Genomic DNA, 20,068 nt, shown 5'->3' with positions numbered 1-20,068 from the left:
CTGTCCTGTTAAAATAAAATTTATTGTACCATAATCAACCCGTTATGCCGCAATATCTCTGTGATTTACAAACTTTCACTACAATCTGTAATGTTGTATAATAATGAGATTCTTAGCTACATATTTTGAATTTTGATAGGAGAGATTATATTGAACGCCCAAAAATCCAACAAAAAAAAGCTTATACCTGTCATCGGCTTTTTTGTTGTGCTGGTCATCTTGCTTGGAGTGCTGCTCGCTTTAAATTCTGGTACTAAAAACGAGTTATACGGCGTGTCCACAGCGTCTTTGAAGCCAGCCACTCAAGAATTATTGAATGATCCTAATTATCAGCAGATTATTAAACCAGCAGATCTGCAAAGCAAAATTAACAAAAAGGAAAGCTTTTTCGTTTATCATTTCGCATCCGATTGTGTTCATTGCCGCGCCACGACTCCCAAGCTGATGCCTTTGAGCAAGCAGGAGAACATCACAATGCATGAGTTTAACCTGCGTGAGTATGAAGACGGCTGGGACAAGTACAACATCGAATATACCCCTACGCTCGTCTATTACGAAAAAGGCGTGGAAAAGGATCGCATGGTTGGTGGCTTGAAGGAAAGCCCATCTGACAACGGCTATACGCTGGACGATTTTAAAGCCTTTTTTGAGAAATATAAAAAGAACGTAACCTCCTAAAAGATGTTCGCACATTCTGGAACGATAAAACAGCCCGATCCCCTCAAAATGGATCGGGCTGCTTGCTTATTATGCGCGCTTCGAGTTACGTCGCGCCCTTCGTTTCAGGCGAGGCGATGCAGGAATCATAGGCTGCCTGTCTGCGCCTGATTGAGGCTTCCAGCGCCTGCTGACGCTGCTCATGCTTCTCCCCACGCTGAGGTCTTCGTTGCTGCGGGACATTGGCTGGAATGGACGGTGATACATTATTCACGGCCCGGCGCAGCCCGGGGTCGACGATTTCAATCGTCAAATCCCGATAAACCGGCGGCTGGTGCAGAAGTTGTTCCTTGCCAGCGGCAACAAACTCGGCAAGCTGGCGGGCACAAGCGCGCGCCTCGTCCACCAGCTTCGCCATATTAATGCCCAGCGCCTGCGGTGGAGTATGCTCCAGTCTATGCACCGCACTATCCAGCATCATATGCCCACCACGATAGTTGCCGTTACGAAAATGAAACAGCCCTACAGCGATTTGCAGCAAACCTTTATATACAGGGTCACGGTCCAGCCTAAGCCACAGCTCTTCCAGTACCTCATGACATTCAAAGTAATCCCGATCCCGATTGAAGTATACCAGGTAAGTCACGTACAACGGTTCATAGGAAAGGTTCACCATTTTATTGTTCATCCCTGTCTTCTTCCTTGGTAGAGGACTCCAGCATCTCCTTCACTTCATCGTGAAGCTGCTTGATTCCTTCCATATCATGTTGCTCCCACAGCTCATTAAACCTGCGCTGTGCCTCAATCGTTTCGCTGATCTTATGGTAAAAATACAAGCGATGCATACCTGTTAGCACTTTGGAAACGATATTCGCTTCATCCTCAAATTTTTTCTGTGCCTCCAATATTTCAAGACGAATGGAAGACATCTCATTATCCAATACAAAGGCTGCCTCAGCGGCCTTTTTCAACCTTGCCCGCATTTCACCCGGCAAGCTTTCACGATACTTATAGCTGAGTGAATGCTCAATGGTGGCCCAGAAATTCATAGCCAAGGTACGGATCTGAATTTCCGCCAGCACAATTTTTAAACCCAATGCCGTCTGCACTGGATATTCCACAATCATATGAAAGCTGCGATAACCGCTATCTTTATAGTTGGTGATATAGTCCTTTTCATATAGCACAGTCAAATCCTTGCGTCTTCGAATGTACTCGGCTACCCGCCGAATATCCTCAACAAATTGACACATAATACGGATGCCTGCAATATCCTCGATTCCCGTCTCTAGCTGATCAGGAGAAACCTGCAATCTTTTCGCTTTATCGAGGATGCTTGATATTTTTTTAACCCGTCCGGTTACGAATTCGATAGGAGCGTATTCCTCGCGCTTCTTCAGCTCCGCACGCATTGTTTTGAACTTGACCTTAAGCTCCTCCACCGCCTGATCGTATGGCAGCAAAAATGTTCCCCAGTCTCTTCCGTCCATCCCCGTACCTCCTGTCTCTTCCGACACCACATTTTTTATCTGTGATCTGCACCAACAGCCTCGGTAATGTGTCTAAAGCCGTCCTTTCGAAGCAGCTCACGCAGACCGGCGTGCAAAGCCCGATTCACTTCCGGTCCCTCGTAGATCAATGCTGTATAAATTTCAATCAGGCTCGCGCCTGCTTTAATTTTGTCATAGGCATCACGGCTGGTGAAAATGCCTCCCGATCCGATGATAGGCAGCTTCCCCTCCGTCTGACGGTATACCCGCCCAATGACCTCTGTAGAACGATCACGCAGCGGCTTGCCGCTCAAGCCTCCCGTTTCACTCGCATTCCGATGTGTCAGGCCAGCCCTGGATATCGTTGTATTTGTCGCAATAATACCGTCCACTCCACTGGCAGCGATCGCATCCGTCATATATTCCAGTTCCTCATCCGATACGTCTGGCGCAATTTTAACCAGCACAGATTTGGATTCGCCATATTTGGCTGCCTGCACTCCCATCTCTGCCCGAACCGCTTCAAGTAATGACTTCAGTTCACTGCCATGCTGGAGCTTTCGCAAATCCGGTGTATTCGGCGAGCTAATATTCACCACAAAGAAGTCCGCGTACGGATATAGCGCGGAAATACACTTTTCATAATCCTTATGTGCATCCTCATTGGGCGTGATTTTGTTTTTGCCAATATTAACAGCAACCGGAACAGGCCGATGTTTGAGTGCAGCCAATCGTTCAGCCATACTCTCCGCACCCAGATTGTTAAAGCCCATCCGATTGACTAATGCCTCATCGGGAGGCAAGCGGAACAAGCGGGGCCGATCATTTCCGGGCTGTCCGACAGGTGTCACCGTGCCTACTTCCATAAAACCAAACCCGATGGAGGAAAAGCCGGCAACCGCTTCCGCATTTTTATCCAACCCCGCAGCCAGTCCAATCGGGTTGGGAAAATGAAGTCCGAACAGATCAACGGCAAGATCCTCCGTTTCCTTGACTCCGTACATCCCCCGCAGCGTTGCTGCTCCACCTGGAAGCGCCCCCGCATACTTTAAGCCATCAATGACTACATGATGGGCCGTCTCCGGACTCATTTTGAAAAAAACAGGTTTTACAATCCTTTGATACAACACGTTCTCATCCACTCCGTTCTATGCCCTTGCACAATCCTAAAAAAACATCTCTACAAAATAGTTTAGCTTTTTCCATACCAAAAAGAAAGTAATTTGCGAGGTGCGACAACAGAACAATTCAGTTGTCATGGAGATGTCATTGAAAATGTATAATCAAACCATTTACAATGGACATAGTAAGACAGGTTCCTTAGCCCGTCAGAAAAGAGGGATTGCTGATATGAAGACCAAGCGCAAGCCGCCCAGTCTGCAAAAGAAAAAGGACGAGGTGAACAAGAAGGCGATTGTATGGACCGCCGTCAGCTTTGTTCTCCTCATCGTTGTGATTGTTCTGGTCATTGTTTTAGCACAAGCGGGAAATCGTTAAACAACAAGTAGCTTATGCAGCGAAAAGGTTAATTTAACCAGTGATAGGTTTTGCGGGGATTCGTCTGATCGTGCTTCGGCTCACTCATAAATCGCGAACCAGGCACAAGTACTTGTTCAGGCAATCCCCCAGTACCAATAACCACCTCCGTACCTGAAGGCACGAGAGCAAACAATTCCTCCACATCCGTCTTGCCCATGCGGACGCAGCCCAGCGATTCATTTTTCCCAATGCTGTCTGGCTTGTTCGTACCATGGATGGCATAATTCGTTGCAGACAGCTGCATTCCACGGCTACCAAACTCACCATTGGATTTGCCGTTCGGATTGACGACTTTATCGCTAATTACAAATTTCCCTTCCGGCGTCTTTTCTCCACCCAATCCAACAGGATAATTTCGGATTAGCACATTGCCACTCAACAATCCGAGCCTGTGCTTGGATTTGTCTACCACAATCCGCAGCGGCTGCCCCAGAAAAGGTCGTCCATGCAGTGACGATGCCAGTAAAGGACTGTTTTCAGCCGACGAGCGAGCCTGTTGATCTGCTCCCTGTCCCGGTGAAGCAAGTAAACTGCGCATCGGTATAAAAGCTTTCTTCATCCCCTCTGTCGTACCATACATCGTGTTATCGGGAAAGTTGCGGGTCAGCTCATCAAGACTCTGGGGAAGACGTTGATGCTGCGAACGAAAAGCAAGCATGGAGCTATTCAGCACAGCCAGCTCCTCCTGACCGGCTGCCCATTCCAGACCTGCTTGGCGAAGACTCTCCCTGTCGGGCGGCTTGCAAGCACACGCAGCGGCATCGTAAGACTGAACAGCTAATCCACCATTCCCTTGGTTTTGCACACTCAGTAATGGCTGCATTCCATTTCTCCAAAGTAGCCATGAGCCGCTCTGCTCCATGCCGAGCACGGTGGTTTTGGGGGGCAAACGATCCGTCTTTGTTAGCATATCAGCAAGCGTCGTCTCAGCTCCGCTTCCTTTTCGACCTTGGGCAGTAAACACACCGCCAACATTAGTCCCACCGATCTTAGCTGTCCCTGTTGGATCAACAATCGGTACTTCCGCAGTTTTCACATTATCGGCGGCTGCACGCTCGGTTACGGGTGATACGGCTGCATTCTCATTTGAATGCTTCGGTGAATTGGCTGAAGGCACCCATATGAGCAAGAGGACCATGAGCGCAGTTAGCAGATGGCGTGCTCGGGCTGTTCGCCGCTCCTTCTCCTTCGACATCTGAACGAGTTTATCCTGATATTCCATCCATACGTCTGCCGGAATCTGTTTATGCTCGAAGGCCTCGAACACTTCTCCCGCGCGATTAAAGCAATAATTTGCTTTGCCCTCCTGACCGCTGCTCTCATACTCTTTACCGAGTAGATACCAAGCCATTTTATTATCAGGATGCTTTTTTACATACGATTTAAGATGAGGCGAATGGTCCATCGGATCCTCCTGATCGTGTAATCTTACGTACTTCCTAATATGTATATCGGTCGGAATGGACCAGATGGACAGCACATAAAAAAACAGCACCGACAGCTTCCTTAACCGTAATACGGTGAAGGAAGCTGTCGGTGCTGTCACCATCCAAGAAGCCTACACTTAACCTTCTTTGTTGAAGGGCTCGTCTGCTACTTTGATGGAATCTGTAGGGCAACCATCACAAGCATCCTGCATATCATCATACAGGTCTTCTGAGATCGCCTTGATGCCTTGGTTTGCATCTCCCTCAAAGATAACTTCAGCCAAACCTTCATCATCATAATCATAAATGTCTGGTGCTGTGGCGCCACAGGCTCCGCAAGCAATGCATGTATCTTTTTCTACCCAAGTGTATTTAGCCATAACTGTTCTCTTCCTCCTATACAATCAAACAAACCAGCTTTTGCATTCTATTCACATATTAATACAAACGAAAAATTATTACAAATTATTTTCCTTTATCCCTCATGTAAAAAACGCTTATATTGCAAGCTTCCGCTGCTTTACATAAATGAAGCGGAAATTCACTCAGGAGTCGGAAGATTGTCTTTTTGCAGCGAAGTTCCGCGCAGCTTGGAATTGCGAAGCAGCACTGAAGGATCATCTCCCAGCATCCCGGCGGTCAAAATTGCATTTTCACCAAATTTGTCGCGCAGCGCATCCATCGTTTTCAATAGACTTTCTTTCTTGGGCTGGTCCTGATATTCAAAAAGATCCAGCTGAACAGCCGCTTCCTCCTTCGGAATGAGCTGCTGTAGTGTAATCCCCAGTAAGCGCACAGGCTTGTCCTCTCCCCAATGACGACGATACAGCGCACAAGCTTCCTTATATATGTCTTCAGCACTTTCCGTAGGAGTACTTCTCATCTGAGAACGCGTAAAGGTCTTCATATCTGGCGTCCGAATCGTGAGTTGAATACCTCCTGCCAGCATACCGTGTCGTCGTAGCCTCCGGGCTACCTGGTCGCTAATGTTAAGAAGTACCCGCTGAGCCTCTTCCAGCTTCATCACATCCATAGGCAGGGTCGTCGTATGACCGATGGATTTGTTAGGCTCTCGTTCAGTGCTGACTGGAGAATGATTAATCCCGTTAGCCGCCAATTTGAGCCACGATCCTGTCACGCCAAATGCACCAATTAGCATATGTTCATCCGCCTTAGCCAATTGCCCGATGGTGCGAATGTTCATTTGCAAAAGCTTGTCTGCCGTTTTGCGACCCACACCAAACAATTGACTGCAAGGAAGCTTCCATAAGATGCTGGGCACATCACGCAGACGTAAAATGGATATCCCACGTGGCTTTTTTAGATCAGAAGCCATTTTCGCCAACAGCTTGTTGGGTGCTATTCCGATCGAGCAAGGCAAGCCAAGCTCATCCTCTACTCTGCGCTGAATTTCCTCTGCAATTTCCAGAGGTGTTCCAAACTGCTTGGAACCTGTAATGTCGAGATAACATTCATCAATTGAAGTGGCTTCCAGCATAGGGGTATACGAATAGGCAATGCTCATAAACGCTTTGGAATAACGACGGTACAAGTGAAAATCAGGCCGTATTACGATAAGCTGCGGACAAATCCGGCGTGCCTGCTGAACGACCATCCCTGTTGAAATGCCCAAACGTCGAGCTTCGTAGGAGCAGGTTACAATTACACCTTTGCGCAGCTCACTACTGCCAGCTACGGCGGTAGGCACCCCCTTATATTTCTCCGGTTCCTCCGCTGCATGAACGGAACAATAAAATGCATTCATATCCACATGCAAAATAACTCGCCCGCCGACCGGATAATAAGCACTGACATCTTTCATGCTCAACCCTTCTTTTAACTTTAAATTCACCCGCTCTTACGGGAATATGTCTCTTGGCTTAAGTTTAGATCTGAATTCTCCTTCTATTTTACATGAGATTTTACATGAGAATAAAGGTTTTGCGGCCACAAAATGATAATTATATATTACATTTGAAGTCATTAGTTGATATAATCGAGTATCATATGAGCAAGGCGAGCTGACGCTTTCCTGTTTTTAAGCGTTAATTAATTAATTAATTAAATAAATCTTCTAAAAAAGCAAAGTACATTAATCTGAGCAATCGCGAAGGAGGAGTCCCTCATGTCCACCGCTATTTCTATCTTTGATACAACGCTGCGAGACGGTACTCAAGGAGAAGGAATTAGCTTGTCTGCTGACGACAAACTGAAAATCGCCAAAAAACTTGATGATCTCGGTGTTCATTATATTGAAGGCGGGATCCCCGGGAGCAACAGCAAGGATATCGAATTTTTCAAACGGGTGCAAGAGCTAGGACTTCAAGCCAAAATTGTCGCCTTCGGCAGCACGCGTCGCAAGAATAGTATTGCAGCAGAGGATGTCAATCTGCAGCGAATTCTGGAATCCGGCGCCCAGGCGGCCACACTGGTAGGTAAATCATGGGATTTTCATGTGCACACCGCTTTACAGACGACACTGGAGGAAAATCTGTCCATGATTTATGATTCCATTGCCTTTTTGAAACAAGGAGGCATGGAGGTAATTTTTGATGCCGAGCATTTTTTTGACGGCTACAAAAACAACCCAGAATACGCACTCGCCGTTTTGAAAAAAGCAGAAGAAGCAGGCGCGGACTGGCTTGTGATGTGCGATACAAACGGTGGCACCATGCCGCATGAGATAAGGGAAATTGTCACTACCCTGCATAGTCAACTGACAAGATCACAATTAGGTATTCATACACACAATGACTGTGAATTGGCAGTAGCTAACACGCTGAGCGCGGTTCAAGCAGGCGCAAGGCAGGTTCAAGGTACTATTAACGGATACGGCGAACGATGTGGTAACGCAAATCTATGCTCCGTCATTCCAAATTTGCAACTCAAACTTGGCTATGATTGTCTGGATGATGACAAGCTGAAGCAACTCAGCAATACAGCCCGCTTTGTTAGCGAGGTGGCTAACGTCAATATGCCTGTGAACCAGCCTTACATCGGGAATGCAGCATTTGCCCATAAGGGCGGCATCCATGTGTCAGCAATTTTGCGCGATTCGCGAACTTACGAGCACATCTCCCCTGAGTTGGTAGGTAACAAACAGCGAGTACTGGTCTCTGAACTGGCTGGACAAAGCAACGTTGTTTCCAAGGCGCAGGAGCTGGGCATCACCCTTGATCCTTCCAGTGATGAAGCGCGTGGCGTCATTAGCCGCATCAAGGAGTTGGAGCATCAGGGCTATCAGTTTGAAGGAGCAGATGCATCGCTGGAATTGCTCATTCGGGAAGCAGGCGGCGAAGTGAAGGAAATGTTTTCATTTGAGTCCTTCAAGGTGCTGGTAGAAAAAACAGCAGGGAGACCGGTCGTATCCGAGGCGTTCTTGAAGCTAAATGTCGCTGGGACGAGTGTTTATACCGCTGCTGAAGGAAATGGTCCTGTCAATGCACTCGATAACGCACTTCGCAAGGCCCTTTCCCAATATTTTCCTGCGCTACGGGACATGCACCTGGCTGATTACAAGGTACGTGTGCTTGACGAAAAAGATGCCACCGCCGCCAAAGTACGAGTGCTCATAGAATCCAAAAATTACGAAGACGTCTGGAGTAACGTAGGCGTATCCGAAAATGTCATTGAAGCCAGTTGGGAAGCTCTCCTGGACAGCTTCCGTTATGCGTTGCTGGAAGCACCGACTCCCAAAAATGAGCAGGCAGATCTTACTCATCAGGGGTTAGTTAACCACTAATCAGATAATGGAGTGATCAAAGGTGTCTTTAGGGTCTATCAGAACCTCAAAGACACCTTCTTTTTTTGAAGCATCTGTATTTTACGTTCCAATTCCTGCTCACTTAACATGCCGATTATAATTTCGTGCACCAGTCCATGATGATCAACCAATACATGAGTCGGAAAAGCTGCTCCTCCAAACCGTTCAAACAATGTCCCTTGCTCATCAAGCAAAATCGGAAATTGCAGACCCAAAGAGCGGGAAAATTTCTGCACATCCTCCAATCGATCATAACGAGTTACATTGATCCCATACACATCTACATCATGTTTGTACTGGCGATACAGCTCATTCAGCATAGGCGCTTCCAAACGGCACGGATCGCACCATGAAGCCCAGAAACTAATAACCAGTGGTTTGTTGCGTGGAGCCGCTACATCGTAGGAGTTGCCTTTTAAATCCTTTAAAATCATGGAAGGAAGCCGTTGACCGGGTTTCAGCTTTTTTATCACTTCTATTGCATCTGAATCAGCCTCTACAGCTAGCTCTGTCCCAAGCCCCTCCTCATCTTTATGCTCCTCCTGTGAAAGTACATTTTTATTGGGCAAGCTTGTTGCATAAGCCGTATTTGCAATAACTAACTCTGATACCGCTCCCGCAATCAGCATAGCCATCCCTAATCGAATAAAACCAACTCTTATCACAATTCGGATTAACCCCCTAAGTTTGGACACTAACTCTCTCTTGCTCATCCAGACTTCGTTTTTGAAATTATACACGAACTTCTCGGATCGGAATCGGTTTTGTCTGGTTTTTCTCATAAAACTGAGACGGCGACAAATCGCAAATGCTGGAATGAATTCTTCGTTCATTATAAAAATGAATGAATTCCGTGACGGCTTCATAAGCTTCGCTGTACGTTTCAAAGTCGTAGCGAGCCAAGCATTCATCCTGCAATAACCTATGAAAAGATTCAATATGTGCGTTCATATTCGGTGTTCGTGGAGGAATGCGTTCATGCTCCACTCCAAAGCTTTTACAGGCAGCTTCAAACCCATGAGAAATAAACTGAGGGCCATTGTCTGTACGAATCACAGGTTTGGTTTGCACCTCAAATAATTGTCTCTTAAACAAGGCCGTTTGTAACGTTCGGATCACATCTTTGGCCTCGCACCGCAATCCTATATGGTAAGCAACCACAGAACGGTCGTAAACATCGAGGCAAGACTGAATGAAGAAAAATCGGTCTTCTCCTGCAATATAACCGTACTTAATGTCCGTCTCAAACCGTTGGTTCGAATTCGTAATCATCCGATTTCGTACCAGTTTCCGTGGGTAAGATGAGTTCACTTTTCGCTGTGGTCGCAGGATGCTCAATTCTCTGCACAATCGGTAGACCTTCTTTTTGTTAATAATTAGGCCATCATCTCGGCGTAAAGCGACGGTTAATTTTCGGTATCCATACGCATGGCCGTCTGCAGAAATCAACTCCATAATCCGTTCCATAATCTGAGCATCCGGTACTTTTACGCCGTCCGAACGCAGCGAATATCCTGGCTTTTGTCGTCCCCCACTTGCTGTTTTCTCGATCAATTTTCTATTTTTATGGTAGTAGTAACTAGATCTCGGGATGTTGGCCAGTCGTAGCACAAGCGTGACGGCATATCCTTCACAAATGTAGTGTTCTGCTACTTCCACTTTTTCAGCAAATGAGGGTTTTTCTTTTTTATCAAGTCACGCAGTATCGCAATCTCTAGTGCCTGTTCACCCAGTAGTTTCTTCAATTGATCATTTTCTTGGGAAAGCACTTTGGAATCTAGTCCATGTATGGTTTCCAGTGAAGTTTCACCATATTTACCTTCTTCAAATTCCTTTACCCAACGGTGAAGCATATTGACGGCAATTTCATATCTCCGGGCTACAGCTGCCTTATTCCCGGTTTCGATGGCTTCCTTGACGATTTGGCGTTTAAATTCTCTAGAATGTTTATTTCGTGTCATTTCCTCAGCCCCTTATCACTAGTAGTGTAATCCATATACACTCTTAGTGTCCAAGTTCACTAAGGGGCTAAAGAGAATTCAATCACCTGGCTTTCGTTGGGCTCACCTTAAACTTCTCCATAGGATACCCAGCCTGCTGCCATCTCTAACCCTGTGATCTGTATATATTGTCAAAAGAAAATAAGTATTAGGCTGAAAAATTAATACCACCGCAATTTCCAGGAACTTCAATTCATCATTACAGCTATAAGTTGAGTTGCCCTTATTTTATACAGCATTTCTTCGCACATATATGCACAAAAAAACAGCAAACCTACGAATGATCGCGGGCTTACTGTTTTTTTGTGTAATTTAAGTGCTCACGCTGTATACGAAATCAGGCATGACTTAAATGTGCATAAACATCTGCCAAATTAGTCACGTTACGGTTAAGCATTTCCTGAACATACGCCACCCACAGCTTAGCTGTCATTTTTGCATCCTCTAGCGCATGATGCCGCCCCTCAATCGGAATGCTTTGGTAGGTCAGCAATTCATCCAAGCTGTACGTTTGGTGTTGTTGTGGCTCAAGCCACTTGGCCAGCATCATCGTATCCAGCACACGGTGAGTCAGCTGAACTTTAGATGTTTTCCATAAGGCGGCATTCAAAAAAGCCTTGTCATGAGCACTGGCATGCGCTACAAGTACACGCCCACCTACAAAGGACATAAAGTCATGCAGCCCATTCATAAGCGGGGGAGCCTCATCCGTCATTTCCCGGGTAATCCCGGTTAACTCCGTAATATGCTCAGGAATCATTGTACGTGGATTGACAAGCGTGTAAAACTGCTCTTTTTCCATAATCGTATCTCCAACTACACGAATCGCCCCGAACGATAAAATCTCATCACCATGCTGCGCAGAAAATCCCGTCGTCTCCAGATCAAAAACAACTGTCTCCAAACGCTCCAGCGGGGTCCGCAATACTTCAGAGCGACGTTGCTCCCGGGTTAAGGAACGAATAAACGCCATCTGCTGAGCCGTAGGAGCCCCCATGACAGAAGCGATGGCAGACGGTACTCCTCCTCTGCGAAGAGCGCTCCAAAAGCCGCCTCCCTGCGCTGGCTCCTTCATGACCTTCTCCCTTCCATAAATCGCAGCTGTCTTTGCAACGCACGATGGAACCGTCGAACCGTCGACAGAGCCTCGCGCAGCTCATGCCAGCCCTTGCCTTGCTTCAGCGGCTTGACGGCCAGATAGCCGTTGCTGATCAGCAATCCATCCTTCTCCTGTGCCGGAGTAGCCGTTCGAAGCTGAAGCGCAATCCGAAAGGCCCGCTCGCAAGCATCCAGCAAAGGAAGCGGTGCAGCCTCCAATTGCGCCAGACGCCTCAGTCTTTTCAGCGTAGAGGTTTCCTCCACTCCGTGCTGCAACGCCAGAAAGCGCACTGCATTGACGAGCGGAATATACAACCCGTATTTCACATCAAAATCGCCCGCATGCTCTCCGAAGCGTTCGGTGACGATCTGACCTAAAATATTAAGTGTCGCTTTATGCCTGACTGTGTTCCTGAGTACCGCTGAAGGCAAATCGGGATGTTTTCGGAACAGCTTATAGAAGCTTCGTTTCCATTCGCATGACAATTGCTCATCTCCAGCAATATACCTCATATCAGATGAGATGATCAGATAACGAATCGGCTCCCAGGCGAAATCATCCGACCATGTTGCGAGCTGCTCCTGCCATTCAGACAATGTGCGACACCACAACGGCTCCGAACACATCACTTTCCCCTCACATTTGGGATAGCCCAAATACTCCAGCATCGCAGAGACTCTGCGACCAAATTCTCTAAAATACACTTCTTTATCAGCAGATACAGTATCACTGATAATCATACCGTTATCCTGGTCACTCCATAGCGTTGATTCCGAGCGCCCCATGCTTCCAAAGGCTATAAATGCGTAAGGGACGGGAGGAGGGCCGAAGCCATCCTCAACCATCCCTTTTTCGCACATTTGTACAGCTCTGGCCGCGATGCGGTCATGCATTTCATTCGCCGTTTGTAACCAGTCTGATAACGGAGCGGAGGCTTGGGAAGCCAGTAGCCATTTTTGAGAATCGACCCTGGCCTGCCTTAGCGATTCAGGCGTGTCAGCTTGATCAATCGCTTCAGCGGAACTCACCCAAGGGGCCGTATTTTGCAGTTCCATACTACCATCTCCTCCGCTCTCCATACTGGTCTTTATATTTTACATATTAGCTCACAATTCCAGAACGCTTTTCAGCCTCGGCAACCAACTTCATTTGTTCTGGATAGCCGTACGTACCGTGTTCACTAATATCCAGCCCCATCGTTTCTTCCTCTTCTGTAACGCGAATGCCCATAATGGCTTTCATTGCACCCAGAATAATGAAGGAAATGACGAACACGAAGGCAAAAGTACCAACCAGTCCAAGCAGCTGTACTCCTAATTGCGTAAATCCGCCGCCATAGAACAATCCCACTTGACCTACACCTGTTACTTTTACAAGCTCGGGCGTAGCGAACAACCCTGTCGATACTGCACCCCACATCCCTGCAATACCATGCACGGAAAAAGCATATACCGGATCATCTACTCTTGCACGCTCAAACCATTGTGCTGTGAAGAAGGTCACAATCCCTGCTACTGCACCGATGACCAGAGCTGCCCAAGGAGCTACAAAAGCACAAGAACCAGTAATAGCAACCAAAGCCGCCAGCACACCATTCAGCATCGAAGGAATATCAGCTTTTCCGTATACCATCCAGGATACGAGCAAAGCGAAAACCCCGCCTGCCGCCGCCGCAATATTTGTAGTCAATGCCACATATCCAAAAAATCCGTCGTTCATAGCCGTTACCGCACTACCCGGGTTAAATCCAAACCAGCCAAACCAGAGAATAATTACACCCAGAATAGAGTACACCTGATTGTGACCAGGAATAATGTTCGGCTTGCCATCCTTATTAAACTTGCCCAGACGCGGCTTGAGCAGCAGCGTAGCGACGAGTGCCGCCGTAGCGCCTGTCAGATGGACTACCGTTGAACCGGCATAATCCTGCATACCCAGTTTGCCAAGCCAGCCGCCGCCCCATACCCAGTGAGCTACAACCGGATAGATCACGATGGAGAACAAAATACCGAAAATAATGTATACACTTAATTTTGCACGCTCTGCCATCCCTCCACAAGCGATGGAAAGAGATACCGCAGCAAAAGCAAAGTGGAACAAAAACATAATGGTAATCGGAACGTCCAGAGCGGAAAGAGAATCAAACGATGCAGCAGCATCGGTACCACTCATGAAGAAACCCGTCAGTCCCATAAATCCGTTGCCGCCATCGTTACCAAAGCCGAGACCAAATCCAAGAGCCCAGAAGGACAAAGCTGCAACCCCTGTGGTAAGGATCGTTTTACCAGCGACATGACCCGCATTCTTCATTCGTGTCGAGCCAGCCTCCAGCAACGCAAATCCTGCCTGCATGAAGAACACAAGTATAAATGCCAAGAAGGTAAATGCCGTGTTTAAACCTGCTTGGAGCTGAATATTTGTCGGACCGTCAGCAGCGAATGCACCTACCGGAAAAGCCAGTACCGTCACCATGGCCAATAATGCAACTAACCACTTTTTTCTCATGAAGCCCACCCCCTTGAATGTTATGTTTCTTTACATTTCGTGAAATTCTTATTGTCATTATAAGCAGAATACATGAAAGTTGACAAGATTTTTTTTGCTATGTTGAAAAAATGAAGAGGCGAACCTTCCATGTCATATTTACTAACTATAAAAGTAGCTTGTTTTAGTCCTGAAAAAAAGTATAACGTTTGACTGTATGGTTGAGAATCATGTAAAATATTCTTATTAAGCACTCGGTTTGCAGATCATGATTTTGAAGGTTGAATGAAGAGCACGAGGTGAGGACAGATGGGGATATGAAGCTGTATCGAATTGGCGAACTAGCCAAGGCGGCTGGTGTCAGCGAACGAACCATTGATTATTACACAAAGCTCGGTTTGATCACACCTGAAGAACGATCATTGAAAAATTATCGGCTTTATAATGATGAAACCTTAAACAGGCTTGAACGTATTAACCAAATGAAACAAGAGAAATATAGCCTCGAGGAAATCAAACAAACACTGATTAAATGGAGCTCGGTTGCAGGGGAAGATCACGTCACTGACAAGCTGACGAGTCTGGAGATGCACATGCAGCGTCTGGAGCGTGAAGTCAACGAGCTACAGCCTCTCCTAGGGCAACTTAAGCCCGTTCAAGCACGTAAACTGCTTACTGGTCTACTCCCGCAAAGTGCCGCTTGTATCGAAGCTCTGAAGTATTTGCTGGAGCATAGCTCTATGATGTAGTTTTCCCGGGCTGTAATGAAACAATAATGGAGGGTTGCTTTATGATGGGTATGTATATATTGATTATTCTTGCGTTCGGCTTATCCTTATGGGCGCAATTTCGTGTAAAAGGTACTTTTAACAAGTGGGCTGACGTTCCTAATGAAAATGGGCTAACAGGTTATGATGCCGCCCGGCACATGCTGGATCGCAATGGTTTGCACGATGTTCCTATCGAACCTGTACCCGGTGCGTTATCTGACCACTATGACCCGATACATCGTGTGGTACGCCTGTCCGAGCCAGTATATTATGAAAAATCCATTTCCGCGGTTGCCGTGGCTTGTCACGAGGTCGGTCATGCGATTCAGCATAAAGAGCATTATCCGATGCTGGCACTGCGTCACCGCATCTTTCCGATCGTTAACTTTGCATCCGGTATCGCACCGTTTCTGCTGATTGCCGGTTTCCTGTTCAGCTTCACGAACCTGATCGGCTTGGGCATTATCTTTTTCTCGGCTACGGTTGCTTTTCAATTAATTACATTGCCGGTCGAATTTAATGCTTCCAACCGCGCTCGTGAAATTATGGTTTCTGAAGGCTTTATCCGCAGTGATGAAGAACGGGGTATCGCCAAGGTATTGAATGCCGCTGCATTGACGTACGTGGCCGCAGCTCTCGTTTCTTTGCTGGAGTTGATCCGCTTGATCGGTATTTTTAACAGTCGCGACTAATCGCTTGTACTACAAAAAAAAGGTTGTTCCTCCGCCATGTGATGGTAGAGGAACAACCTTTTTTCTATCTATGCCAATGCGCTATACTCAATTGCGTTCAATCCGCTTTATACTCCCATTCGGAGCAGCCGCACTGGCCTGAAGACCAAAATAGTCCAACAAAAAAGTACGAAACGATTTGGCAACCAACGGAAGCTTGTCATCTCTGCGATGAATCAAGCCAATGGTTCGCGTCACCTCCGGATCAACAATCGACACTCTTGCAGGCTGAAGCGGGTTGGTCTGAAACAATGCCATTTCAGGCAAAAGACTGACCCCCATACCGGCTGCAACTAATCCGCGTATCGCATCCGTCTCCTCGCCTTCAAAAGCGATATCTGGCGTAAATCCAGCCTCCAGACAAGCCTGCCAAACAATCGGACGCAGCGAATATCCGTCTCTGAACAGGATAAACTTCTCACCTTTAAGCTGGCTAAGCGTGATATGTTTGGCTGTAGCCAAAGGATGATTAGGTGGCAGGACTGCAAACAACTCCTCTGTCAATACCACGTCCCCCTCAACATGATCATGACGATCTGGAAATGGAGATACAAAAGCCAAATCCACCTCACCCGCTGACACATCACGGATCAAACTCGGATACATCCCCTGTTTAAATCTGAATTTAACATTGGGATACCGCTTACGGAATTCAGCCACCACCGTAGGAATAAGATGAATCCCCAAACTGTGTGGAAAACCGATGCGGATTTCGCCCCTTTCAGGGTCCAAAAACTCATGCACTTCCAAAACAGCTCGTTCCAAGTCCTTTATAATCGTTTCAACCCGTTTGCAAAATAGCTGTCCAACCGGCGTAAGCTGCAAATTGCGGCCCTTTTGCATAAAAAGGTTAACCCCCAGCTCCTCTTCAAGCTGATGAATTTGCCGACTAACCGCAGACTGCGCCACATGTAGCTCCTCGGCTGCCTGAGTAACATGTTCCTTTTGCGCTACTTTCATGAAGTATTGCAACTGTCGTAATTCCACTCCGATATTCGCTCCAATCTGTTTTTCAACATCCGGAGGAAGATGTTATCGAACACCTTCCTCATTATTCCCCTGCTTACTTACGATAAAGCTGTCTTTAGTGACGTTTACGTTGGCCAGTCAATCTAATCATCAATCCATAAAGGAAAAACCCACTAAGCAAGCCACCAAAGTGAGCAGTCCAGTTAATGTTCGCCACAGCGAAAGAAAACAGGATACCAAACCCAAGCAGTGTGTACAATGTTTTACGTGAAGCATCATCCATAAGCGACCGCTGGAACAGGGCAACGTACAGAAACGCACCATAGATGCCATATATCGCTCCTGAGGCTCCTACAGAAATCGTCGTTTCCGCTACCATGTTGTAATGTGCAATGGACATTACGTTCCCTACTATACCTGTGACCAGATACAGCAGCACATAGCGAAAGGAGCCCAGCAAGCGCTCCAGCGGTGGAGCAAACACGAGGATTGCGAAGGAATTAAACAAAAGATGATCAAACCCCGCGTGTAAAAACATGGCGGACACATAACGCCATAGCTGGTCAGTGAAAGGCGCCTCATTAATCAGTGCGCCATACCGGATCAGCGTTAAGCTATTCTGCGATCCACCCTGCACGGTGAGCACAATAAACATTACAATATTGATGAGCAAAATCAGACAGGTTACCGGGTAAAAACGCAAATAGCTTTTCCAGTTCTCATAACGTAAAAAAATCAAGGCAATCCTTCCTTCATGGGGTGTCTCCACCTTATTCAAATTGGACAATGTCTTTTATAAAAGATTATAATAGATTTCAGCAACGATAACCAATGCTAAAAACCAAGGAGGCTATTACATATGACACAAGAACGTACAGCGGCTGCCACTTTTAAAGGCAATCCTTTGACTCTCTTAGGTCCTGAATTGAAAATTGGAGATCAGGCACCTGATTTCAAATTACAGAAAAACCTGTTGGAGACGGCTACGCTTCAAGACTTTGCAGGCAAAGTCAAACTAATCAGTGTTGTTCCTTCTTTGGATACAGGCGTATGTGACGCACAGACTCGACGTTTTAACCAGGAAGCTGATTCCCTTGGAGATCAAGTCGTAGTACTGACTGTCAGCGTGGACCTTCCGTTCGCTCAGGCTCGTTGGTGCGGAGCTGCGGGCATTGACCGCGTACTGACATTGTCCGACTACAAGGATCATTCCTTCGGTGAAGCTTACGGCGTGTTCATCAAGGAATTCCATTTGGATCATCGGGCTATTTTTGTTATTGATCAAAATGACAAAATCACTTATGTGGAATACTTGAGCGAAATGTCTGAGCATCCTGACTATGATCAAGCAATTGCAGCGGTGAGAAAGCTCGTCTAAATCAAGACCAAATATTAAAAAAGCGAGTGAAGGTTGCCTTCCTCGCTTTTTTACACGGGTCTGTTTTCACCACTGCTCACTTATTTCAATTACTGTACGACCTTATAAGTGGACAGCTTCTTGTCAATCATAGTGAACAGCTGCAAAATAATGCGATAATTTGCACCTAAGTCCCCCAGCGATCCGCGTGACGCAGAATAAATATCCACTGCACTCCGAACTGGCGAAACAGATAATATAGAAACAGTAATATCGACGGTTCTACCGAACGCCGTTCGCTTCTCTAACGTAATCTCACCTACGGATGCTACCTCATGGAGTACCTTATAGCCAGGAATCTTTTTTAAGATAGATGTTATTTCTCCCCAAGCCTTGTCTCTCGATAAGTTATAATAGCGTGTCTTCATTTGGGGGTCCTTGACCCGGTCGCTTGTACTTTCTTGGCTGCGCACAATCCCTACCAGAGTCCTCTTCAACGACAAGACATTTCCTCCTTCACGATAATCGTTGCCATCATATGGCACATCGGTCTTCTTTTGCTGCAAGCGCTTTATAAAATACGATAAACAACCAAAAGTGAGCCCGATCATACCTGTGGTATGCGACCTTAGTACCTCATGTCTTAGTTTAACATTGTTGCATACAAAAAACACCCTGTTTCTGCACGAAGCAGTACCAGAGTGTGTTCATTACGTTATAGAGTACCCGCAAATGTCGTCCGACCATAGCGTCTTCTGAACCTGCTTTAGCAGGTGGGTGATCGCAGAACAAACTTTTGAAGTCCCCTTGTCAGAAATTGACAGGGCTTTTCAGCTATTCATTCGTATAGATCTCCCTAGACATTGTCATTGGTTCAAAACAACAAATGACCGTAACGCGCATCGCAGGATGTGACCTTATTATAGCGCTTCTCACTCAGAAAGTAAATGCTAGGAGAAATATGTTTTATTTTTAGAGGCTATCACTTTTCTTGTCTTCAACGCTTTCCTGTTCCTCATCCTTCTGCTTCATCTTTTCCATTTGATCCTGCATTTTGAGGAATGTTCCGTAAAAATTAAAGAAAGCGAACCAGGCAACAATACTGCCGATAAAGAATAAGAAAAGCACGGGATATTTGACCCCGATAAATATAATAACAGCGCTGCCGAGCATGGTGGAAAATACACGGAATGGTCGAATCAGCGTCAGTAAAATCGCATTTTTCATAATTTGTCCGATAGACATATGGTAATGAGCTACCATCGAAAAGAAATTAAACATAGACACCAGTAAAATTATAATAAGAATAAGCATGATAACGCCCACAATTTGCAGGTTGCTAAACTGTGTCATATATACGGTATAATCCACATACATGATAACAAACAGTAACGTGTAAAAAATGCCCCCGATCAGGCTCTGCTTATAGTTTTCCTTGTATCCTTTAAAAAAAGTACGAAACACACCGGTATCTGTGTCACCCATCACCCATTTGCGAACAACGGTAAACATAGCCGATGTAGCCGGGAATAAGGTAAGCGGTGCCAAAATAGCCATCGCCCAGTTCATTACTAGAGATTCATTAGCCAAATTCATATTCACCGCAATTAATTTGAGTATGAGGCAAATCATAAAAGGCGACGAACATAATACCCATAATAAATTGGTAGCTGCCAGTCGGGTAATCCATTCCGTCAAGCGGTAAATACCACCCATAGCTCCTTTAAACTCCAATGCTAGTCTCTCCCTCCGCGAGCCTTGACAGTTCCAAGCCCCATGTTG

22 protein-coding genes and 1 other RNA gene are annotated in these 20,068 nt (G+C 46.3%); 6 read left to right on the top strand and 17 right to left on the bottom strand.

The window, feature by feature from the left end; translation table 11 throughout:
* The first annotated feature begins 150 nt into the window (after positions 1 to 150).
* Positions 151 to 678 carry a thioredoxin family protein gene (locus GCU48_RS20155; protein ID WP_025715801.1) on the top strand — a complete coding sequence of 176 codons (528 nt, stop codon included), beginning with the start codon at positions 151 to 153 and terminating at the stop codon, positions 676 to 678.
* An 85-nt stretch (positions 679 to 763) separates the two neighbouring features.
* On the opposite strand, the gene GCU48_RS20150 is transcribed toward GCU48_RS20155, so the two are convergent.
* The 3 genes from GCU48_RS20150 to GCU48_RS20140 are packed head-to-tail and all read right to left on the bottom strand — an operon-like array spanning position 764 to position 3,277.
* Positions 764 to 1,333: a DUF309 domain-containing protein gene (locus GCU48_RS20150; protein WP_152382215.1), complete on the bottom strand. Its 570-nt coding sequence runs from the start codon at positions 1,331 to 1,333 to the stop codon at positions 764 to 766.
* Position 1,334: 1 nt separating this feature from the next.
* Complete coding sequence (gene yjbM, locus GCU48_RS20145; RefSeq protein WP_152381243.1) at positions 1,335 to 2,147, bottom strand: GTP diphosphokinase; 813 nt, start codon at positions 2,145 to 2,147, stop codon at positions 1,335 to 1,337.
* Positions 2,148 to 2,182: 35 nt separating this feature from the next.
* Positions 2,183 to 3,277, bottom strand: a complete 1,095-nt coding sequence (locus GCU48_RS20140) for a quinone-dependent dihydroorotate dehydrogenase (RefSeq protein WP_152381242.1) — start codon at positions 3,275 to 3,277, stop codon at positions 2,183 to 2,185.
* 145 nt (positions 3,278 to 3,422) lie between these two features.
* Between GCU48_RS20140 and GCU48_RS20135 the strand changes: the two genes are divergently transcribed.
* Complete coding sequence (locus tag GCU48_RS20135; RefSeq protein WP_049825023.1) at positions 3,423 to 3,644, top strand: hypothetical protein; 222 nt, start codon at positions 3,423 to 3,425, stop codon at positions 3,642 to 3,644.
* 28 nt (positions 3,645 to 3,672) lie between these two features.
* Here GCU48_RS20135 and GCU48_RS20130 read toward each other — a convergent pair whose 3' ends face one another.
* From GCU48_RS20130 to GCU48_RS20120, 3 genes are all read right to left on the bottom strand, one after another.
* The gene (locus GCU48_RS20130) at positions 3,673 to 5,091 is read right to left on the bottom strand and encodes a L,D-transpeptidase (protein WP_152381241.1); all 1,419 of its coding nucleotides are present in this window, start codon (positions 5,089 to 5,091) and stop codon (positions 3,673 to 3,675) included.
* Positions 5,092 to 5,250: 159 nt separating this feature from the next.
* Positions 5,251 to 5,493 carry a ferredoxin gene (locus tag GCU48_RS20125; RefSeq protein ID WP_007429833.1) on the bottom strand — a complete coding sequence of 81 codons (243 nt, stop codon included), beginning with the start codon at positions 5,491 to 5,493 and terminating at the stop codon, positions 5,251 to 5,253.
* A 161-nt stretch (positions 5,494 to 5,654) separates the two neighbouring features.
* Positions 5,655 to 6,935, bottom strand: coding sequence for a DNA polymerase IV (locus tag GCU48_RS20120; protein ID WP_152381240.1), 1,281 nt, complete (start codon positions 6,933 to 6,935; stop codon positions 5,655 to 5,657).
* A gap of 303 nt (positions 6,936 to 7,238) precedes the next feature.
* Here GCU48_RS20120 and cimA point away from each other — a divergent pair, with 303 nt between their 5' ends.
* The gene (gene cimA, locus GCU48_RS20115; protein WP_152381239.1) at positions 7,239 to 8,855 is read left to right on the top strand and encodes a citramalate synthase; all 1,617 of its coding nucleotides are present in this window, start codon (positions 7,239 to 7,241) and stop codon (positions 8,853 to 8,855) included.
* Between the two features lie 38 nt (positions 8,856 to 8,893).
* On the opposite strand, the gene GCU48_RS20110 is transcribed toward cimA, so the two are convergent.
* From GCU48_RS20110 to GCU48_RS20085, 6 genes are all read right to left on the bottom strand, one after another.
* Complete coding sequence (locus GCU48_RS20110; protein WP_244315787.1) at positions 8,894 to 9,541, bottom strand: TlpA family protein disulfide reductase; 648 nt, start codon at positions 9,539 to 9,541, stop codon at positions 8,894 to 8,896.
* A gap of 67 nt (positions 9,542 to 9,608) precedes the next feature.
* Positions 9,609 to 10,487: an IS3 family transposase gene (locus GCU48_RS20105; RefSeq protein ID WP_208811873.1), complete on the bottom strand. Its 879-nt coding sequence runs from the start codon at positions 10,485 to 10,487 to the stop codon at positions 9,609 to 9,611.
* A 38-nt stretch (positions 10,488 to 10,525) separates the two neighbouring features.
* Positions 10,526 to 10,837, bottom strand: coding sequence for a transposase (locus tag GCU48_RS20100; protein ID WP_152378781.1), 312 nt, complete (start codon positions 10,835 to 10,837; stop codon positions 10,526 to 10,528).
* A gap of 376 nt (positions 10,838 to 11,213) precedes the next feature.
* On the bottom strand, positions 11,214 to 11,951 hold the full coding sequence (locus tag GCU48_RS20095) for an exonuclease domain-containing protein (RefSeq protein ID WP_025715809.1): 738 nt from the start codon (positions 11,949 to 11,951) through the stop codon (positions 11,214 to 11,216).
* Positions 11,948 to 13,030 (bottom strand): DUF294 nucleotidyltransferase-like domain-containing protein, encoded by a 1,083-nt coding sequence (locus tag GCU48_RS20090; protein WP_025715810.1) that lies wholly within the window; start codon positions 13,028 to 13,030, stop codon positions 11,948 to 11,950. Before GCU48_RS20090 ends, GCU48_RS20095 begins: the two co-directional genes overlap by 4 nt.
* Before the next feature lie 46 nt (positions 13,031 to 13,076).
* Positions 13,077 to 14,480 (bottom strand): ammonium transporter, encoded by a 1,404-nt coding sequence (locus tag GCU48_RS20085; RefSeq protein WP_152381237.1) that lies wholly within the window; start codon positions 14,478 to 14,480, stop codon positions 13,077 to 13,079.
* A gap of 296 nt (positions 14,481 to 14,776) precedes the next feature.
* On the opposite strand from GCU48_RS20085, the gene GCU48_RS20075 reads away from it, so the two are divergent.
* Both GCU48_RS20075 and GCU48_RS20070 read left to right on the top strand, forming a co-directional pair.
* Positions 14,777 to 15,208, top strand: a complete 432-nt coding sequence (locus GCU48_RS20075; protein WP_049825024.1) for a MerR family transcriptional regulator — start codon at positions 14,777 to 14,779, stop codon at positions 15,206 to 15,208.
* 41 nt (positions 15,209 to 15,249) lie between these two features.
* Positions 15,250 to 15,921: a zinc metallopeptidase gene (locus GCU48_RS20070; RefSeq protein WP_010348918.1), complete on the top strand. Its 672-nt coding sequence runs from the start codon at positions 15,250 to 15,252 to the stop codon at positions 15,919 to 15,921.
* Positions 15,922 to 16,008: 87 nt separating this feature from the next.
* On the opposite strand, the gene gltC is transcribed toward GCU48_RS20070, so the two are convergent.
* The gene (gltC, locus tag GCU48_RS20065; protein ID WP_152381235.1) at positions 16,009 to 16,947 is read right to left on the bottom strand and encodes a glutamate biosynthesis transcriptional regulator GltC; all 939 of its coding nucleotides are present in this window, start codon (positions 16,945 to 16,947) and stop codon (positions 16,009 to 16,011) included.
* Positions 16,948 to 17,044: 97 nt separating this feature from the next.
* The gene (locus GCU48_RS20060; protein WP_025715814.1) at positions 17,045 to 17,668 is read right to left on the bottom strand and encodes a rhomboid family intramembrane serine protease; all 624 of its coding nucleotides are present in this window, start codon (positions 17,666 to 17,668) and stop codon (positions 17,045 to 17,047) included.
* A 120-nt stretch (positions 17,669 to 17,788) separates the two neighbouring features.
* On the opposite strand from GCU48_RS20060, the gene tpx reads away from it, so the two are divergent.
* Positions 17,789 to 18,307, top strand: a complete 519-nt coding sequence (tpx, locus tag GCU48_RS20055) for a thiol peroxidase (protein WP_152381234.1) — start codon at positions 17,789 to 17,791, stop codon at positions 18,305 to 18,307.
* 89 nt (positions 18,308 to 18,396) lie between these two features.
* On the opposite strand, the gene GCU48_RS20050 is transcribed toward tpx, so the two are convergent.
* From GCU48_RS20050 to GCU48_RS20040, 3 genes are all read right to left on the bottom strand, one after another.
* Positions 18,397 to 18,789: a DUF1499 domain-containing protein gene (locus GCU48_RS20050; protein WP_152381233.1), complete on the bottom strand. Its 393-nt coding sequence runs from the start codon at positions 18,787 to 18,789 to the stop codon at positions 18,397 to 18,399.
* Positions 18,790 to 19,005: 216 nt separating this feature from the next.
* Positions 19,006 to 19,200, bottom strand: a non-coding RNA gene (gene ssrS / locus GCU48_RS20045) — 6S RNA.
* A gap of 58 nt (positions 19,201 to 19,258) precedes the next feature.
* Positions 19,259 to 20,020: a YesL family protein gene (locus GCU48_RS20040; RefSeq protein WP_152381232.1), complete on the bottom strand. Its 762-nt coding sequence runs from the start codon at positions 20,018 to 20,020 to the stop codon at positions 19,259 to 19,261.
* Positions 20,021 to 20,068: the final 48 nt, after the last annotated feature.

The sequence above is a fragment of the Paenibacillus brasilensis genome (assembly GCF_009363115.1).
GTDB classification, from domain to species: domain Bacteria; phylum Bacillota; class Bacilli; order Paenibacillales; family Paenibacillaceae; genus Paenibacillus; species Paenibacillus brasilensis.
The sequence above is the reverse complement of the archived record's forward strand: the minus strand, read 5'-3'. Positions and strand labels throughout refer to the sequence as shown.

Excerpts from the sequence above, each read along its gene's own strand:
- GCU48_RS20150 (WP_152382215.1), bottom strand. The coding sequence starts at position 1,333 with ATGGTGAACCTTTCCTATGAACCGTTGTACGTGACTTACCTGGTATAC.
- yjbM (WP_152381243.1), bottom strand. The coding sequence starts at position 2,147 with ATGGACGGAAGAGACTGGGGAACATTTTTGCTGCCATACGATCAGGCG.
- GCU48_RS20135 (WP_049825023.1), top strand. The coding sequence starts at position 3,423 with ATGTATAATCAAACCATTTACAATGGACATAGTAAGACAGGTTCCTTA.
- GCU48_RS20130 (WP_152381241.1), bottom strand. The coding sequence starts at position 5,091 with ATGGACCATTCGCCTCATCTTAAATCGTATGTAAAAAAGCATCCTGAT.
- GCU48_RS20125 (WP_007429833.1), bottom strand. The coding sequence starts at position 5,493 with ATGGCTAAATACACTTGGGTAGAAAAAGATACATGCATTGCTTGCGGA.
- GCU48_RS20120 (WP_152381240.1), bottom strand. The coding sequence starts at position 6,935 with ATGAAAGATGTCAGTGCTTATTATCCGGTCGGCGGGCGAGTTATTTTG.
- cimA (WP_152381239.1), top strand. The coding sequence starts at position 7,239 with ATGTCCACCGCTATTTCTATCTTTGATACAACGCTGCGAGACGGTACT.
- GCU48_RS20100 (WP_152378781.1), bottom strand. The coding sequence starts at position 10,837 with ATGACACGAAATAAACATTCTAGAGAATTTAAACGCCAAATCGTCAAG.
- GCU48_RS20095 (WP_025715809.1), bottom strand. The coding sequence starts at position 11,951 with ATGAAGGAGCCAGCGCAGGGAGGCGGCTTTTGGAGCGCTCTTCGCAGA.
- GCU48_RS20090 (WP_025715810.1), bottom strand. The coding sequence starts at position 13,030 with ATGGAACTGCAAAATACGGCCCCTTGGGTGAGTTCCGCTGAAGCGATT.
- GCU48_RS20085 (WP_152381237.1), bottom strand. The coding sequence starts at position 14,480 with ATGAGAAAAAAGTGGTTAGTTGCATTATTGGCCATGGTGACGGTACTG.
- GCU48_RS20075 (WP_049825024.1), top strand. The coding sequence starts at position 14,777 with ATGAAGCTGTATCGAATTGGCGAACTAGCCAAGGCGGCTGGTGTCAGC.
- GCU48_RS20070 (WP_010348918.1), top strand. The coding sequence starts at position 15,250 with ATGATGGGTATGTATATATTGATTATTCTTGCGTTCGGCTTATCCTTA.
- tpx (WP_152381234.1), top strand. The coding sequence starts at position 17,789 with ATGACACAAGAACGTACAGCGGCTGCCACTTTTAAAGGCAATCCTTTG.